The 16,814-nt window shown below is 48.3% G+C and carries 22 protein-coding genes; 19 read left to right on the top strand and 3 right to left on the bottom strand.

The annotated features are described in order from the left end of the window. The first annotated feature begins 145 nt into the window (after window positions 1-145). The 3 genes from DXA93_RS18995 to DXA93_RS17170 are packed head-to-tail and all read left to right on the top strand — an operon-like array spanning window position 146 to window position 1,155. The gene (locus DXA93_RS18995) at window positions 146-268 is read left to right on the top strand and encodes a hypothetical protein (protein WP_256372661.1); all 123 of its coding nucleotides are present in this window, start codon (window positions 146-148) and stop codon (window positions 266-268) included. Window positions 269-277: 9 nt separating this feature from the next. Continuing rightward, complete coding sequence (locus tag DXA93_RS17175; RefSeq protein ID WP_330427418.1) at window positions 278-835, top strand: AzlC family ABC transporter permease; 558 nt, start codon at window positions 278-280, stop codon at window positions 833-835. Further along, on the top strand, window positions 832-1,155 hold the full coding sequence (locus tag DXA93_RS17170) for a branched-chain amino acid transporter permease (RefSeq protein WP_119208870.1): 324 nt from the start codon (window positions 832-834) through the stop codon (window positions 1,153-1,155). Before DXA93_RS17175 ends, DXA93_RS17170 begins: the two co-directional genes overlap by 4 nt. A gap of 87 nt (window positions 1,156-1,242) precedes the next feature. Here DXA93_RS17170 and DXA93_RS17165 read toward each other — a convergent pair whose 3' ends face one another. Together DXA93_RS17165 and DXA93_RS17160 are read right to left on the bottom strand one after the other, a co-directional pair. Continuing rightward, on the bottom strand, window positions 1,243-1,812 hold the full coding sequence (locus DXA93_RS17165) for a phosphoribosyltransferase family protein (RefSeq protein WP_117509969.1): 570 nt from the start codon (window positions 1,810-1,812) through the stop codon (window positions 1,243-1,245). Between the two features lie 26 nt (window positions 1,813-1,838). Further along, window positions 1,839-2,897, bottom strand: a complete 1,059-nt coding sequence (locus DXA93_RS17160) for a benzoate/H(+) symporter BenE family transporter (protein WP_055265516.1) — start codon at window positions 2,895-2,897, stop codon at window positions 1,839-1,841. 326 nt (window positions 2,898-3,223) lie between these two features. Between DXA93_RS17160 and DXA93_RS17155 the strand changes: the two genes are divergently transcribed. From DXA93_RS17155 to DXA93_RS17150, 3 genes are read left to right on the top strand one after another with little or no spacing between them, the layout of a single operon-like run. Further along, a complete protein-coding gene (locus DXA93_RS17155) occupies window positions 3,224-4,441 on the top strand; it encodes a carboxylesterase/lipase family protein (protein ID WP_243109264.1) in 1,218 nt (405 codons plus the stop codon). Next, complete coding sequence (locus tag DXA93_RS18810; RefSeq protein WP_243036518.1) at window positions 4,441-4,557, top strand: carboxylesterase family protein; 117 nt, start codon at window positions 4,441-4,443, stop codon at window positions 4,555-4,557. Before DXA93_RS17155 ends, DXA93_RS18810 begins: the two co-directional genes overlap by 1 nt. Window positions 4,558-4,573: 16 nt before the next feature. Then, window positions 4,574-5,026, top strand: a complete 453-nt coding sequence (locus tag DXA93_RS17150) for a GNAT family N-acetyltransferase (protein WP_117761906.1) — start codon at window positions 4,574-4,576, stop codon at window positions 5,024-5,026. Between the two features lie 321 nt (window positions 5,027-5,347). Here the strand turns inward: DXA93_RS17150 and DXA93_RS17145 are convergent, their stop codons facing one another. Next, window positions 5,348-5,608, bottom strand: a complete 261-nt coding sequence (locus DXA93_RS17145) for a DUF1292 domain-containing protein (RefSeq protein WP_022461956.1) — start codon at window positions 5,606-5,608, stop codon at window positions 5,348-5,350. A 208-nt stretch (window positions 5,609-5,816) separates the two neighbouring features. Between DXA93_RS17145 and DXA93_RS17140 the strand changes: the two genes are divergently transcribed. The 13 genes from DXA93_RS17140 to DXA93_RS17080 all read left to right on the top strand — a co-directional run bounded on the left by DXA93_RS17140 (window position 5,817) and on the right by DXA93_RS17080 (window position 16,621). Beyond that, the gene (locus tag DXA93_RS17140; RefSeq protein ID WP_118700797.1) at window positions 5,817-6,638 is read left to right on the top strand and encodes an alpha/beta hydrolase; all 822 of its coding nucleotides are present in this window, start codon (window positions 5,817-5,819) and stop codon (window positions 6,636-6,638) included. A gap of 27 nt (window positions 6,639-6,665) precedes the next feature. After that, complete coding sequence (locus tag DXA93_RS17135; protein ID WP_117509965.1) at window positions 6,666-7,193, top strand: cysteine hydrolase family protein; 528 nt, start codon at window positions 6,666-6,668, stop codon at window positions 7,191-7,193. Between the two features lie 19 nt (window positions 7,194-7,212). Further along, window positions 7,213-7,614: an alanine--tRNA ligase-related protein gene (locus DXA93_RS17130; protein WP_119208868.1), complete on the top strand. Its 402-nt coding sequence runs from the start codon at window positions 7,213-7,215 to the stop codon at window positions 7,612-7,614. Beyond that, window positions 7,521-8,084 carry a hypothetical protein gene (locus DXA93_RS17125; RefSeq protein WP_158583311.1) on the top strand — a complete coding sequence of 188 codons (564 nt, stop codon included), beginning with the start codon at window positions 7,521-7,523 and terminating at the stop codon, window positions 8,082-8,084. Before DXA93_RS17130 ends, DXA93_RS17125 begins: the two co-directional genes overlap by 94 nt. After that, entirely contained in the window at window positions 8,084-8,563 is a 480-nt protein-coding gene (ybaK, locus tag DXA93_RS17120; protein WP_119208864.1) for a Cys-tRNA(Pro) deacylase, read from the top strand. The genes DXA93_RS17125 and ybaK overlap by 1 nt, the downstream gene beginning before the upstream one ends. Window positions 8,564-8,902: 339 nt before the next feature. Then, window positions 8,903-9,430 (top strand): A24 family peptidase, encoded by a 528-nt coding sequence (locus tag DXA93_RS17115; RefSeq protein WP_022461951.1) that lies wholly within the window; start codon window positions 8,903-8,905, stop codon window positions 9,428-9,430. Then, window positions 9,427-10,464, top strand: a complete 1,038-nt coding sequence (locus DXA93_RS17110; RefSeq protein WP_226906364.1) for a hypothetical protein — start codon at window positions 9,427-9,429, stop codon at window positions 10,462-10,464. The genes DXA93_RS17115 and DXA93_RS17110 overlap by 4 nt, the downstream gene beginning before the upstream one ends. Next, complete coding sequence (locus tag DXA93_RS17105; RefSeq protein ID WP_117804846.1) at window positions 10,461-11,639, top strand: CpaF family protein; 1,179 nt, start codon at window positions 10,461-10,463, stop codon at window positions 11,637-11,639. Before DXA93_RS17110 ends, DXA93_RS17105 begins: the two co-directional genes overlap by 4 nt. Beyond that, entirely contained in the window at window positions 11,636-12,436 is an 801-nt protein-coding gene (locus tag DXA93_RS17100) for a type II secretion system F family protein (RefSeq protein WP_118595894.1), read from the top strand. Before DXA93_RS17105 ends, DXA93_RS17100 begins: the two co-directional genes overlap by 4 nt. A gap of 72 nt (window positions 12,437-12,508) precedes the next feature. Then, window positions 12,509-13,807 carry a type II secretion system F family protein gene (locus DXA93_RS17095; protein WP_118595895.1) on the top strand — a complete coding sequence of 433 codons (1,299 nt, stop codon included), beginning with the start codon at window positions 12,509-12,511 and terminating at the stop codon, window positions 13,805-13,807. Window positions 13,808-13,860: 53 nt separating this feature from the next. Then, entirely contained in the window at window positions 13,861-14,028 is a 168-nt protein-coding gene (locus DXA93_RS17090; protein ID WP_022461946.1) for a Flp1 family type IVb pilin, read from the top strand. Between the two features lie 156 nt (window positions 14,029-14,184). Then, a complete protein-coding gene (locus DXA93_RS17085; RefSeq protein ID WP_118595896.1) occupies window positions 14,185-15,717 on the top strand; it encodes a DUF5702 domain-containing protein in 1,533 nt (510 codons plus the stop codon). Continuing rightward, window positions 15,671-16,621, top strand: a complete 951-nt coding sequence (locus DXA93_RS17080; protein ID WP_147342475.1) for a TadE/TadG family type IV pilus assembly protein — start codon at window positions 15,671-15,673, stop codon at window positions 16,619-16,621. Before DXA93_RS17085 ends, DXA93_RS17080 begins: the two co-directional genes overlap by 47 nt. The last annotated feature ends 193 nt before the right edge of the window (window positions 16,622-16,814 follow it).

Genomic DNA, 16,814 nt, shown 5'->3' with positions numbered 1-16,814 from the left:
GACACCCCCTTGTTTGAGTGAGTATGTTGTTTGTTGGTACTTCAATTATACATCCTTCTACAGAGGGTGTCTTTCTTTTGTGCAATATTTTGGATTTGCTCATTTATAGTTTTAAAATTTATTTTTACGTGAGGATATTTTATCTATGAAACGATTTTCTTCCACTACCTTAAAAACTGCTTTCGTAAAATCCATCCCGATTTTCTGCAGCTACGTTTTCGTCAGCATGGCCTACGGCATGATGATGGCATCCGCCGGCTTTCCCTAGTATGATTCACTGCTGGTAAGTCTGACGGTCTATACGGGCGCGTTCCAGTTCGTTCTGATTACGTTTCTTTCTAGCGGCGCTTCCCTCATCACCATTGCGCTCACTGCACTTCTGATGAACAGCCGCCAGAGTTTTTACAGCATTACCTTCCTGAAGGAATTCAAACAGATGGGGCGCCGCAAGCTGTACATGATTCACACGATGACCGATGAGACATACGCCGTAAACTGTACCTTAGATCTTCCGAAAAAAGAAAAAGAGGACACCATGTTCCTCGTCGCTCTGTTCAGCCGCTACTATTGGATAGTTGGTTCGGTTCTTGGCGGCATTTTAGGCCAGATCATTCCATTTGACCTGACGGGCCTTGATTTCTGTATGACAGCCCTGTTTCTCATTATCTTCATTGACCAATGGGAAAAAGCAGAGAAGCACACGCTGGCGCTCACCGGTCTTGGTATCGGTGTGATCTGCCTGCTGATCTTCGGTGAAAACCGCTTCATGCTCCCGGCGCTGCTGATTGTATCCGCCCTTTTACTTCTGTTCCAGAGAAAGGAGAACCTCGCATGACAACTTCATACTTTATAACCGCTGTCGCTGTCTCCGCTCTGATCACCTTCGGACTCCGTGCACTCCCGTTTCTTGCATTTTCCGGCAGCCGTAAAATGCCCGCATCACTCGAACGACTCGGCCAGGCACTGCCGTCTGCCATCATGGCGGTACTGATCATTTACTGTATGAAAGATATTCCCACCGGCGGTATCTCTGCCGCAGTACCGAAACTGCTCGCAGCAGCGGTCGTTTTTATCACCTACAAATGGAAACACCAGACCCTCGTCTCCATCCTTCTTGGAACCATTTCGTATATGATGCTTCTGCGTCTCTTTTAAAAAGAAACGGTGCAGTTCTGAATTCATGGCAGAAATTCAGAACTGCACCGTTTTTCTATTCTCTATATGCATTAGAAGGATTGGCAATTATTCGATGACTTCGTACTCTCCGTCGCCCGTCTTTTTGAATAACGGAAGCTTCTGCAGAAATACAATATCTTTTCGATCAGCAGCATCGCCCTCAGCAAGGATCGCTGCTTTTTTTACAACCTCTGCACTGGCATTCGCCATCAGGCATTCCAGTGCGTGCAGGGACTCGCCGGTGGAAATGACATCATCCAGCAGGCAGACACGTTTGCCGCGGATTTTATCTGCGTCTTTTCCATCCAGATAAAGATGCTGCTCACCCGCTGTTGTAATCGAATGAACGGATGCGGAAACCACATCTTTCATGTAGGATTTTGTGCTTTTTCGTGCAACGATAAATTCTTTATGGCCCAGCTCTTTGCTTACTTCATACGCTAGGGCAATACCTTTCGCTTCTGCGGTGACAATGGCATCGACTTCTCCGATTTTTGCGGCCAGCTCCGGCGCACATGCACTTACCAGCTCGGTGTCACCAAGGACAACAAAGCTTGCAAACGCCATCTCCTCACTGATCGGGATAAATGGAAGTGTTCTTTTCACTCCGCAGAGCTCCATGCTGTATTCTTTCATACGATTTTCCTCTTATGTTACTGAATTTATAATCCAAGCAGTTTTGCAGCAACACCGGCCAGCATTCCGAGGAACGGGTTTGTTACTGCAGTGACAACCATTGTGGTTCCGCCGACGGCTGCATTGATAGCGAAGGCAGACGGCGCATCCAGTACAACGGTTTTGAAGATACCGAGTACAAACAGGAAACCTGCGATCGAAGAAGACGGAACAAATTTTCCGATTTTCGGAAGCAGTTTCAGAAGCAGAATTACACCGATCACAACCATCATGATGACACCAGCCCATACAGCGTGCGGTGCATTGGCAGTTGCGGAAATGATTGCCTCAACCGGGGCTCCTCCGAAAAAGGAAGAAAACATATCGGCCAGGGAAGAAATCACGGTCAGGTTATCGACGTTGTAATTTCCACCGGTTGCCATTCCTGCGGTAATTCCGCCGAAGGAAATGTTGGAACCAATGTTCAGGCAGACCATACCGAGTGCGCCGAGAATTACGTTGGCATTGATTGTAAATTTCTGGCGGACAAATTTATCATCCTCTACGACAATGCTGGATTTCTCTTTGTTGAAAAATGCATTGGCAATGCAGGATGCTACAACGGAAATGACGATGGTATAAACCAGGGTATTGGCACTGTCTTTGGTAAAGTAATAGGTGATCAGTGCTGCGGCCAGGGAAACACCGCCGGAAATGGCATCACTCTTGATCATATCGATCGCGGCCTTTACCAGAATGATACCGACACCGGCCATCATTCCATAGGCAACATCCTCACCTACAAAGTTTACGATTTTTGTCAGCAGTCCAAACACTCCGATCAGAGCCATAATCACACCGCCGATAAAAATCATCGTACAGCGTTCCGAACGGTCTTTTCCAGCCGTTCCGGCGTAAGTGATCGTCTCCGCCTGGAAGGAAATTGGTGCGACACTCTGCGTAATCGTATTGCCCACCGCACCAACAAAGAATGCCAGCGCCGTCGGAACCGATGCAAATCCAAACGTCAGAGCAAGAAGACCCTGCGGCAGACCATTCAGCACAACGCCGATGATTGCCAAAAGATCTGTTAAAATGGCTTTCATACTAAATACTCCTCCTCACTATGAAATATGTCGTTTTGAAGCAAAGAAAAGTGTAGCACCAAAACCGGTCAAAGTAAACCAGATCAGTCATGAAAGGTTTTTGTCAGTGATAATAAGTCAATCTTATATACAAAATATTATTATTTCTGTGTGCTAATAAATCAAGAGGATTTTTAAATGTCTGCATAACCAATAATCAATAGTTACAAAACTGGGTGCCATTATTTGGAATTGTGCATATAGAAGCGAAGAAAAAGATTTGCTATACTAAATCTGTATAAGGGTTTTTATCACAGTTATAAGAAATGGAAAGGGGATTTTTACTTATGGCAATTACAGAGACAAAAACAAAATATGGACAGGTTCATGGTGTGCAAAAAGACGGCTACACGGTATTCCGCGGCGTTCCGTACGCAAAGCCGCCGGTAGGCGAAAAACGATTCTGCCCGCCGGAAGAGCCGGCGTGCTGGGAGGGCGTTTATAAGGCGGATCATTTCGGATGCGTCTGCCCGCAGACCGAGCATGAGCCGGACTCCTTCTATGGAAAAGAATTTTATCTCGACCCGGAATTCGGCATGAAGCAGAGTGAGGACTGTCTGTACTTAAACATCTGGACACCGGCAAATACAGTGGATGAAAAACTGCCGGTTGCTTTCTGGATTCACGGCGGCGCGTTTATGCACGGCTTCAGCCACGAATCCGAATTTGATGGAGCTGCTTACTGCGAACGCGGAGTGATTCTCGTTGCGATCAATTACCGTCTCGGTGCTTTCGGATTTTTGGCACATCCGTGGCTGTCCGAGGAGAGCGGTGCCGGAAGAAGCGGAAACTACGCGATTCTCGACCAGATCGCAGCACTGAAATGGGTAAAAGAAAATATCGCAGCATTCGGCGGCGACCCGGAAAATATCACCGTATTCGGCCAGTCCGCGGGATGTATGAGCGTACAGACACTCGTCAGTTCTCCGCTGACTGAAAACTGGATCAGCAAAGCCATTTTCCAGAGCGCCGGCGGCTACGACACCGGACTGAACCGCGATATGCCGCTTTCCGAGGCAGAAACCATCGGCCAGGAATTTGTAGAGCTTAGCGGAGCAAAATCGCTGGAAGAACTGCGTGCGATTCCGGCTGAGAAAATTGTGGAGCTGCAGGAGGAGTTTGGCCGCGTAAATCCATCGAGAATGCTGAGCTTCGTACCGAACATCGACAATCATCTGCTGACCTGCGGCTATAACGATGCCGTAACCGAAGGAAAAATCAAGGACATCCCATATATGCTCGGTTCAACTGCAGACGACATCGGTGTGTTCCCGGAGATGAAAGAAAAAGGCGAGCACGGCGGCATCTATAAGGGATGCATCAACTGGAGCATTGCGCTGGAAAAACTCGGAAGAAAACCGGCTTACGTTTACTACTTCACCCGTGCCCTGTTAGGTGACGACGCCGGAGCGTTCCATTCCTCCGAACTCTGGTACATGTTCGGAACCCTGGGCCGAAGCTGGCGCCCGAAAACCGAAGGCGACTATGCCTCAGCAAAGAAATGATGGACGACTGGACCAATTTCATGAAAACCGGAAACCCGAACGCAGAGGGAAAAGACGACTGGAAACCATGCACAAAGGACGACCCGTATGTGCAGGTGCTGGATGTGAGAAAATAAGCAGAAGGAAATAAAAATGGCAATCGAATATAAAAGACTTACCCAAAAGGAACTGGATTTTTTCATTCAGATGAGAATCCATCAGCTTCGCGAAGAGGGGGCAAAAGAAGAAATTGATTTAGCACCTGCGTTAAAAGATTACTATGAACGTCATATGGCGGATGGTACTTTTGTATCTTGGATTGCTGTTGACGGAGAGAGCATCATCGCAACAAGTGGAATGTCATTTGTAGAAAAACCTCCATACTTTGGATGCCCGAGCGGCAGAATTGGATTACTGTCCAGTATGTTTACAGATCCGGCGTATCGAAGAAGAGGTATTGCAAAAGAATTGCTGTCCCGTGTGATAGAAGATGCAAAAGAATATGGATGCGGAACAATACAGATTACGGCATCGGATATGGGCGTTAAGTTGTATACAGATTTTGGATTTGTGCACAATGGGAATTTTATGCAGTATAAATTGTAATGTCCCTCAGAAAGAGATATTCTCTCCACTGGCTGCGATATTGGAAAAATATTCAACAAATAATAGCAAGGATTCTCTCACCTCTATAGGTGGTGAGATGAATTGCAAATAAGAAAGTTAACGGCAGTGGCGGGCGGAGAGAAATCGGTATCCCCCACTGACATGAGGCAAACCACAGTCAGCATTTTGCTGACATGTCAGACTCTGTGAAATTACCGACTGTGGATTGAAACAAAGAAAGAGGAAAAATTAGAATAAAGAAAGAGCAGCATTTTACCGACGTGTGAAAGGTAAAAATGCTGCTCTTTTTGCGTGGCAGAATCAGTCGTCCAGATCGTTGCGCTCGCGGAAGATCTGATAAATGGTGTCGATCAGTTCATCGTCATCGAGGCCTTCGAACTCGGCTTCGTTGACATCGAGATTCTCGGAAATGATGCGCAGAATGTGTACCGGTTCGTCATCGCCGCCGTCGGCCGGATAGAGAACGGCGTACTCATCCTCCTTGTATTCTACGATATCCAGAAGCTCAAAACGGACAGAATTTCCGTCCTGATCGGTAAGGACAATAAGATTGGAATCCATAATTGCAATATACTCCTTTATGTGTTATTTTTGCCGCTCAAAAACATGCAAATATAAATTTATTATACTATGAGCAATTGGATTTGAAAAGAAAAAAGTGTCTGGTGCGATACGCTTGATATTTTGCGCCGATACGGTATAATGACAACAGAGTAAAAACTGGCGGCTGTGGCCGTACCCGGAAAAATTGGGGGGAAAGGAAGAACTTATGAATTATCAGGTATTAGATGTCAAAGTAAAAGATACAGAAGAAACTGCAAAATTATATACGTATTTTCTGGACAACTCGCGTGAGATTGCTCCGGAACGCGTGCGTCCGGTCATCGTGATCTGCCCGGGCGGCGGTTATGAATGGGTGTCCGAGCGTGAGGCAGAGCCGATTGCGCTGAAGTTTGTCGGAGCCGGTTACCACGCTGTTGTTCTGCATTACAGTGTTGCTCCGGCAGCTCACTATCCGACGGCACTCCGCCAGCTTGCCTGGACTGTTGCGCATCTGCGGGAGCATGCGGCAGAATATCACATTGATCCGAACAAAGTAGTAGTAGCCGGATTTTCCGCAGGCGGCCATCTGGCGGCATCGTACGGTGTATTCTGGAAAAAGAAAACATTTCTTGCAGAAGAGCTTGGAGTAGACGCAGAGCAGCTTCGTCCGAACGGTCTGCTGTTATCCTACCCGGTTATCACATCCGGTCCGAAAGCGCACCGCGGATCCTTCACCAAGCTGCTGGGAGACCGGTACGATGAGCTGGTAGACGAGATGTCTCTCGAGAATCAGGTCAGCCTCGATACGCCGAAGACCTTCCTGTGGCATACCGCGCCGGACGACTGCGTGCCGGTAGAAAACTCCATTCTGTTCTTTACAGCACTGCATGCACTGGAGATTCCGGTAGAAATGCATATTTATCCGGTCGGCGGCCACGGCCTTGGCCTTGCAAGCGAGGAGACACAGAGCTATGAATACCAGAACGCAGTACGCGAAGAGTGCCAGAGCTGGATTTCACTGGCACTGAGCTGGATGCAGCATTTATAAAAAAATGTCCCAGAAGGGAGAACAAAGATGAAAGTATTAATTGTAGTAGATATGCAGAATGATTTTATCGACGGAAGTCTCGGCACGAAAGAGGCGGTCGGGATTGTTGACCGCGTTGCAGAGGTGATGGATTCGTTTGACGGAGCTGTTATCTGCACCAGAGATACCCATTTTGCGGATTATCTGGAAACGTCCGAGGGCAGAAAACTTCCGGTAGAGCATTGTATCGAAGGAACGAAGGGTCATGCACTGCAGGATACAATTCAGAAAATGGCGGAGAAAAAACAGGCCGTGGTGATGAATAAAATCACCTTCGGTGCAAAAAATCTGCCGGAGGAGATCGAAAAACTGGCAGGCGGCGTGCCGGAATTCATTGAACTCGTGGGACTCTGCACTGACATCTGCGTGATTTCCAATGCCATGCTGCTGAAAGCATTTTATCCGGAAGTGCCGATTTCGGTCGATGCATCCGCGTGCGCGGGCGTAACGCCGCAGAGTCATAAAAATGCATTGGAAGCTATGAAAATGTGCCAGATTGACATTGTAAACGAATAGACGGAAAAGAGGAAAAATTATGAGCACAACAAGATTATTTGATCAGGATGCGTACCTGGGTGAATTTGAGGCAACCGTAGAACGGAGCGTCTGCGAGGGCGGCATGTACCGCGTGCTGCTGGATCAGACCGCATTTTTTCCGGAGGGCGGCGGCCAGCCGGCAGATGAGGGAACACTGGATGGAATTTTTGTAACGGATGTACAGGAAATCGACGGCGAAATCTGGCATACCGTGGAAGCACCGCTCGAGCCGGGCAAAACGGTAGTTGGAAAACTTGACTTTGAAAAACGTTTTCCAATATGCAGAATCATTGCGGAGAGCATATCGTGTCAGGTATCGTGCATCGGATTTACGGTTTCAACAACGTTGGATTCCATATGGGAAGTGATGTCATTACCGTTGATTTTGACGGCGTTCTGACCGAGGAGCAGCTCTACGATGTGGAGCAGGAGGCAAACGAAGCCGTGCTTCGAAATGTTCCGGTTACGATCAGTTATCCGTCAAAGGAAGAGCTGGAAACCATGGATTACCGGAGCAAAAAAGAGATCGAGGGCCAGGTGCGGATTGTGACGATCGAAGGCTGCGACAGATGTGCGTGCTGCGGAACCCACGTTGCAAAAACAGGGGAAATCCGTCTGATCAAAATCTTAAGTGCCCAGAAATACAAAGGCGGCGTCCGCGTGACCATGCTTTCCGGTGAAAAAGCGTATGCGGATTACTGCTTAAAACACATCAATACCCTCGGCATTGCACGTTTACTTTCTGTAAAACCGGAAGAAGCCGGGGATGCTGTCGTACGGCTGAAACAGAAAAATATTGAGATGAAAAAAGAAATCAAACAGCTCAAAAAAGAACTGTATGCACTGCAGGGAGCACCGGAGAGAAAATAATGGCAAAAGAAAAAGAAATCAAAACAAATGCAATGCGGATTCTGGACCGCCAGAAAATCAAATACGAAGTTCTTCAATATGAATGCGATGAATTTATCGACGGGCTTCACACAGCAGAGAAACCGGCGCGCGTCGAGCAGTCGTTTAAAACGCTTGTGGCACAGGGAAAAAGCAAGCAGTATTATGTGCTGGTGCTTCCGATTGCAGAGGAAGTAGACCTGAAAAAAGCCGCAAAAGCGGTGGGGGAGAAATCCATCGAGATGATCCATGTCAAAGATATCACTGCAGTCAGCGGATACGTCCGCGGCGGATGCAGCCCGATCGGAATGAAAAAACAGTATCCGACCGTGATTCAGGAATGTGCGGCGAATTTTGACAAGGTTTACGTGAGCGGGGGAAGAATCGGAACCACGCTGTGCATGGCGCCGGAGGATCTGAAGAAGGTCAGCAGAGCGGAGTATGCGGATTTTATTCAGTAAAAACAGAAAAAACTGTATGGAAGCAGACCAGAACGAAGAAAAAAGTTCTGGTCTGTTTCTTTTTGCTGTGATGCGGCTGGAAAATTTCTTTCAAAAAAGGATCATAAAATAATAGCCAAAAAGCAGCGGTGAAATTGCGATACGATTCTACGAATCCGCGAAAAACGGAAAACCTTTCACACGATTTTTCTTTTTGGTGTGAGAAATTTTCATCCCGTTTTTGGAGGCAATTCACAAACCGGAAAAAGTTGCTGAAAACCGCTGGACAAATCGAAAAGAGGCAACTATAATGACCTCACAATCAAGTTGACCCAAACGAAACGGGAGGTGAGAGACAAAATGTCTTTGCAGCACTGTCTGGTACTGACAGTTGCGACAGGGGCGGTATGGATGGATTTAAGAACACGCAGAATTGCAAATGAATGGATTATCACCGCATGGATCGCCGGGCTGGTTACACAGCTCATCCGCTATGGCGCCGCGGGAGCGGGTATTTTTCTTTTTGGGATGCTTTTCCCGATACTCGCACTTTACATTCTGTTCTATTTTCATATGCTGGGCGCGGGAGATATCAAACTCCTATCCGCTGTTGGAGGCTTTCTCGGTGTGCCAGCGATCCTGAAATGTATGATTGTGTCGTTCCTGTCTGGAGCGGTCTTATCTATCGGAATTATTCTCGTCTGCGGAAATTTACCGCAGCGTCTTACCAAATTTTTCAATTATTTCCAAACTTATTTTACCAAAAGAAAATACCAGAAAAAAACAGAGCCGGTTCCCTATTACGATGGGAAGTGGGGCATGGAGTGCATCCATTTTTCCGTTCCCGTGCTGATGGGAGTGCTGCTCTGGATTGGGGGATTTTATTGAATACTGCAAAGAAAAAGAGTGTTTTTGCAGTCTGTGACACGGAAATGGAATATGCACGCAATTTTATGGAATATCTGAACCAGAAGAGAAATATTCCGTTCGAAGTGCATGCGTTTTCCAGTGCGGAGATGTTCCTGGAGTTCGCAAAGAATAACGAAACAGAGATTCTTCTGATTTCGGATAAAGCGATGAAAGAAGAGATCCGCCGGTATCCGATCCGTCAGATTATCATTCTGTCTGAGGGCGTACACAGTCCGGTGCTGGATCAGTATCCGGCGGTCTACAAATACCAGTCGTCGGAAAAGGTGATCCGCGAGGTCATGGCGTGCTACGGCGTAGAAAATGGTGTCGATACATCGCCTGCACTGCTGCCGAAAAAGGAAATGCGTATTATCGGCATTTATTCGCCGGTCGGACGGACGCAGAAGACCTCGTTTGCCCTGACGATGGGGCAGATTCTGGCGAAGGAGCGGGCAGTTCTGTATCTCAATATGGAAAGCTATTCCGGATTTGAACGGCTGCTGGAATGCAGTTACGACAGGGGGATGAGCGATATTCTGTATTATGCGAGACAGGAAAATCAGGGCATCATCTACAAACTGGGCGGAATGGTCCAGTCGATGCAGAACCTGGATTATCTGCCGCCCGCCGCATCGCCGATGGACATTCAGACTGCAAAATATGAAGAATGGAAATGGCTGTTTCAGGAGATTGAGAAGAACAGCAGTTATGAAGTGCTGATTCTCGACCTCGGGGATGGCGTGGCGGACCTGTATCAGATCCTGGATTTTTGCAATGAAATTTACGTTCCGATAAGGAATGATGTGATTTCTGCGGCAAAAATGGAGCAGTTTGAAAATTTGCTGCGCCGGTGGGACTGCCAGTCAGTGCTGGACAAGATGCGGAAAATCCACGTTCCGTTCCACACGGCAAACCGGACGGGAAAAGCCTACTTTGAGGAGCTTGTCTGGAGCGAGCTGGGCGACTATGTGCGTCAGATTCTGCGGGACGGCAGAAGAGGAGAAGAAACATGACAATGCCGGAAATTCTGCGGAGAAAACTGATGGAGCGGATCGATATCGCATCCGAACCGGATGACGGAGAGGTTCTCGAAGAGATTGACCGTCTGATTTTAGGGGAAGAAGAAACACGGTATCTTCCGGTGGCACAGAAGGCGGAGCTGCGCAGACAGCTGTTCTACAGTGTGCGGAGGCTCGATGTCCTGCAGGAGCTGCTGGAAGATGCGGGAATTACCGAAATTATGGTAAACGGTTATCAGCATATCTTCGTGGAACGGAACGGCAGAATCGAGAGATACGGCAAAAGCTTTACCTCCGCGGAAAAGCTGGAGGATGTGATTCAGCAGATTGTAGGCCGGTGCAACCGCGTGGTGAATGAACAGAATCCGATTGTGGATGCACGGCTGGAAAATGGAGACCGCGTCAACGTTGTCATGAAACCGGTCGCATTAAACGGACCGATTCTGACCATCCGCCGCTTTCCGGAGCAGGCGGTGACGATGGAATTTCTGGTCTCCATCGGGAGTATTACAAAAGAGGCGGCAGAGTTTCTGCAGGCCCTCGTCCGGACCCGCTACAGCATGATGATCGGCGGCGCGACCGGATCTGGCAAAACGACATTTCTGAATGCGCTTTCCGCCTACATTCCAAAGGGCGAGCGCATCATAACCATCGAAGACAATGCAGAGCTGCAGATCCAGGGTGTGGAGAATCTGGTGCGGCTGGAAGCAAAAGAGGCAAATCTGGAATCAGGAACAGAAATTACGATCCGCGATCTGATCCGCGCAGCTTTGCGTATGCGGCCGAACCGCGTAATTATCGGCGAAGTGCGCGGAGCGGAAACGTTTGAATTATTATCCGCACTCAATACCGGGCATGCGGGATCTTTGAGCACGGCACATGCAAACAGCGTGAAAGATATGATCTCCCGTCTGGAAACGATGGTGCTGATGGGAGTGCAGCTCCCGTTGGAAGCAATCCGCCGCCAGATTGCATCGGGAATCGAAATTCTCGTGCATTTAGGACGCGGGGAGGATGGAAGCCGTCGGGTGGAGGAGATCGCAGAGATCACAGGGATGGAGGAGGACGAAATCAAAACGGTTTCTTTGTTTCGAAGAGAATATGGGAGAGGCTTGCAAAAGACAGGCGAACTGGTACACAGAGAAAAACTGGAGGGGAAAACAGGATGAGAATACGTGAGGGAAGCCAGGTAAAGACGGGCATGGCAGAGGAGAAGGAGACGAAGGGGATCGACTATCAGACCTGGGAATTTACCGGTCGGGAATATCTCGAAATAGCGGGAATCAGTCTTGGGATTGCCGCCGCTGTGAACCTGCTCTGTTACCGGGCGTGGTGGGCATGCATTGCTGTGGTTCCGGTTGGAATCGTATGTTTTCACACGTATCGGAAAAACCGGATTCAGAGACGGAAAGAGGAGCTGTACGACAGCTTCCGGGATCTGATTGCGTGGATGCACACGGCACTGCGTTCCGGCTATTCCATGGAAAATGCAGTGCTGGAGGCGGCAGGACAGCTGGAACAGTCGCTGGGAAAAGAAAACATTCTGGTACAGGAACTGCGCCGGATGCGTCATAAAATGATGATTTCCGTGTCGGTGGAACAACTGTTTCAGGATCTTGCGGTGCGAAGCCGCATTGACGATATTGCGACGTTTGCAAGTGTACTGGTGATTGCGAAGCGGACAGGAGGAAATGTCTGCGAGATCTTTCAGAATACGTGGGATATTTTCTGTACGAGAATTGACACGATGCGGGAAATCCGTGCGGGCGTTTCTTCCCGGCGGTTCGAGCAGAATATTATGAGTGTTGTGCCGTTTGGAATTCTGGGATATGTACAGCTTTCCTTTCCGGAATTCTTAAGTGTGATGTATGGGAATGTAATCGGGGTTTTCTTCATGAGCGGATGCCTTGCCGTGTATCTGGCGGCATGGGTGCTTGGAAAGAAGATTCTGGACATTGAGTTTTAAGAAGCAATTGAAGTTTAAAAAGTAAGACTGCGAATCATAACGATTCGTCCGCAAAAAAAGGGGAGGAATCAAATGTTGTGGATTTGTCTGACCGCATGGGCGGGGCTGTTCATCTGGTATTTCCGGATGAGAAAAAAGGCGGAAGATCACAAATTGGTGAGACGGATTTTCTGCCTTGCAGCGACAGGGTTTATAGCGGGCACTGCACTCTGCCTTCCGATCGGAGTGCGAAAAGTTTCAGGAGATGAAAAAGCGGAACTTCAACTGGAACGGGGTGCCTTAGGCAGCCAACCGACAGAGGAAAAACTTGAGGTTTCTGTTGGAAATCAGAAACCGGAAAGAATTACACTGTCTGTACCTGCAAGAGCTTACAGCGCAGAAGAGATAGAAGAGGCGTTCAGTGCGGCGATAGAGGCGCTGGATGAAATCATCTTAGGTGAGAATCTGTCTTTTCATACGGTAAACAGAAACATGGATCTGGTTACGGAAATACCGGGAAGCCCGGTGGCGCTTAGCTGGGAAACAGACAGGCCGTTGTTGATTGACAGCCGGGGTTTGCTGTCAGACGAGATTCCCGAAGAAGGAGTGGAGGTTACGCTGAAAGCGGAACTGGAACTTCAGGGGGAAACAACAGAATATATACGGAAGGTTCAGGTCTATCCACCGGAGATAAAAGGGCGGGATGCGGTTCTTAGGGCACTGAAAAAAGCAGTGGAAAAAGAAAACGAAGCGCATCCCGAAGAAACAGCCTATTATCTGCCGGAGACACTGAACGGAGAAACTGTAACATGGTCAAAAGTGCCGGATCTGACAGGTCTGGAACTTATGGCACTTGCCGCGGCGGCAGGAGCAGTCTGCTGGGCGGCAAAAGGAAGGGAACAAGAAAAAGCAAGGCAGAAAAGAGAAGAACAGATGCTGCGGGATTATCCCGAAATTGTCAGCAAAATGGTTCTTCTTCTGGGTGCCGGGCTTGGGATGCGGAAAGTACTCGAGCGGATTGCAGTGGATTACCGGAAAAATCTGGCGCTTGGCGGGCAGAAACGTTTTGCCTATGAAGAGATTGTATTTACCTGCCAGGAGATGGAAAACGGTGTTTCCGAGCAGGAAGCGTACCAGCGCATGGGAATGCGTATGGGAACCGGAGCGTATCGTTCCCTTGCTGTTCTGCTGACGCAGAATCTGAAAAAAGGCAGTAAAGGACTGCTGGAATTATTGAAACAGGAATCGCAGGAGGCCTTTGAGGAGAGAAGAAGGCAGGCGAAAACAACAGGAGAAAAGGCATCGACAAAGCTTCTTCTTCCGATGGGCATGATGCTTGCGGTTGTATTGGTCATACTCACGGTTCCGGCATTTTTGTCCTTTTATGCATAGGGGATGTTTTTATCCCCACAACAAACAGCTGGTAAAGAGAGGAGGTGGGAATTATGAAGCTGATATCGGAGTTCTGGAAAGAGGAAGATGCGGTGGGGGTTGTGGAAGTGATTCTGATTCTCGTTGTGCTGATCGGACTCGTACTAATCTTTAAAAAGCAGCTTGTGAGTCTGGTCAACAGTCTGATGGAGAAGGTCACAAACCAGAGCAACACCGTATAAACGGGAAAATGTCCAATACGGAACTCCAAAGAAAAATTTAGAAGCCGGTACGGACCTATATGTCATTTGCATATCTGTGTCTCGGTATATCCTTTATCCGATCCACGGCATCTAAAGTTCGAAAAAGTAAAAGTAAAGTGGAAGGAGCTGTATCCCATGAGGGAAACAGAAAGACAGAAAAGATGGGCAGCCGGAAGCATAACAGCATATTTGTGTCTCGTTCTGATACTGATGCTTTCCCTGATTTCCGGGACAATTGCGTCGGTGCGAAATGCCCATGCACGGGTGATGACGGCCTGCGCAATGGAACAGGGACTGTATTCTCTGTTTGCCGGGTATGACAGAACACTGCTGGGACAGTACGAGCTGTTTTTTTATAACGGCGGGGATAAGAGCGGTGTCTGGAAACCTGAAACCATGAGCAGAAAAGTCGCAGAAACTGCGGGAGAAGTTCTGTCCCCCACTGCATCGGGGATGGGAATTCTATCAGGCAGTTTATCTGGCGGACAGGTTACAGAAGTTTATCTCGGCGGCTATCGTCTTGCGACAGACGAGGAGGGAAGTGCTTTCTCCCGTCAGATCTGTGAGGCAATGAAAGCCAGCCTTGGAACTTATGGAATACAGCAGCTTTCCCAGAAATTAAGAGGAGAACAGGAAATCGTGAAACGTCAGGAGGACGGACAGAGCGGTTACGAGGAAGAGGAGGTTTTAAAACAGTATGAAGAATCCAAACAGCCAGAAGAGGGAACAGAAAAAACAGAAGGTGAAGGAGAATCTGGAAACGGCACGCCTTCGGAACCGGATCAGAAGCAGCCGGTACCGGAAGATTTTGTGAATCCGATTGAGGTCATTCAAAAAGTAATGAAAATGGGAATTTTAGGACTGGTCCTCCCGGAAGGGCAGGCACTGTCGCAGGGGGAAACGGATGTATCGTTTCTTGCATCAAAACGGGAGCTGCAGAGCGGGTTTGGCATGGCAGAGTGTGGAAAAGAACTGAGCTTTGTGGATAAGATACTTTCGTCCGAATATATTCTGTGGAAATTTCCGTGCTATACCAGCAAGGAGAAGAAGGAAGGGCTGCAGTGCCAGGTGGAATATGTGCTCTGCGGAAAAAACAGTGATCAGGATAATCTGGCGGGAACCGTGAACCGTCTGCTGGCGCTGCGGGAGGCGGCAAATCTGGTGTATCTGGCGAAAGATGCGCAGAAGCAGGGCGAGATGGAAGCAATGGCGGGGGTAATTGCCGCGTCGTTTGGAGTTCCGGCGGCGATGCCGGTTGTGAAAATGGCACTTGCCGTGTGCTGGGCATTTGCAGAAAGCATTCTGGATCTGCGGGAACTGCTGGATGGTGGAAAAGTAGCGCTGTTCAAAACGGCAGAATCGTGGCAGCTTTCTCTGGAACAGCTTCCGAAACTGCTGGAAACAGGGGATCAGAGCAGAAAAAATGCACCGGGCGGCATGGAGTATTCCGATTATCTGCGGCTGCTTTTGATGCAGAAATCGGGAAAAGCGGTAACGTTTGGAGCGATGGATCTGGTGGAATACAATATGCGGACAGAACAGCAGCAGCCGGGTTTCCGACTGGATTGCTGTGTCGATGAACTGGAAGCCGGTTTTACGGCGGTAATTGGGAAACGAGAGTATGAGATTACGAGAAATTATGGATATGAGATGCAGGGAGCAGCCTGAAAAATGGGATGACTCCGGCAGGGATACAAAAGGGTGTTCTTCTGAACGGCACATTTATTTCTGGAACCTTATCAAAAAACTTATCCACTCTTCCGGGAATTTTTATAAATCCGGATCAGGAGAGCAGCCTTTTGTAAAACGAAAATGGAACAGGGCAAGCCTGACGGTGGAAGCTTCACTGGCACTTCCTGTTTTTCTGATCGCGGTTCTTGTGTTATTAAAAATCGTGGATCTTTACCGGCTGCATGGAATGCTGACGGTATCTCTGCAGGAGTCCGCGCGGTATCTTTCCGTCTGTGCCTACGCGGTGGATGAGACGGGAAAAGAAACGTATGAAATACCGGAAACGGCCGCGTGCATTGCTTATGCAGAAGCAAAGATTCCAAAAGAAATCCGCGAAAATGGAATGGTGACACTGGCAGGAAGCCGTGTGAAAAATGGATGGCTGGAACTGAAAGCGATTTACTGGCCGAAAATGGGAAACCGCCTCGTTCCGGTGCGGAACCGGGGAATTGCAGCGTGTGCGAAAGTGCATCTGTTCTGCGGAAAGACAGAAGAGGAGGCGGATGAAGAAGAGGGCGAAGCAAAACAGATGGTGTGGGTGACTGAGAACGGCAGTGTGTATCATACCGATTCGTCGTGCAGTCATATTAATCTTTCGATCCAGGTTTCCTCACCGGGTGCGCTTGCGTGGAAACGGAATCAGGATGGAGAAAAATATAAGGAATGCGAACAGTGCGTGGGAAATGGCGCTGCGGGGGCAGAAGTTTACTATACGAAATACGGAAACCGGTATCATAACAGTCTTTCCTGCAAAGGGCTGAAACGTAAAGTAAAACTTGTAGCACTGGAACAGACGGATGGACTGCCGCAGTGCTCGAAATGCGCGAAAAAGGCGGCGTAAGAAAGCCGGATATGAGCAGAGCAGGTGTCTTCTTTCCGGGTGAGACTGGAAAGAAGGACGGTAAACAGAAACTCGGGTTTGCGGAAAGGAGGAAAATATAAGTAACTAAATATATTGTCAAATGTGATATAACGTGTTTAAATATGTAAAAGGAGAATCATATTATGAACACATCAAATATCACAAACTACAA

The sequence above is a fragment of the Blautia sp. OF09-25XD genome, assembly GCF_003482095.1.
Lineage (GTDB): Bacteria > Bacillota > Clostridia > Lachnospirales > Lachnospiraceae > Fusicatenibacter > Fusicatenibacter saccharivorans.
The sequence above is the reverse complement of the archived record's forward strand: the minus strand, read 5'-3'. Positions and strand labels throughout refer to the sequence as shown.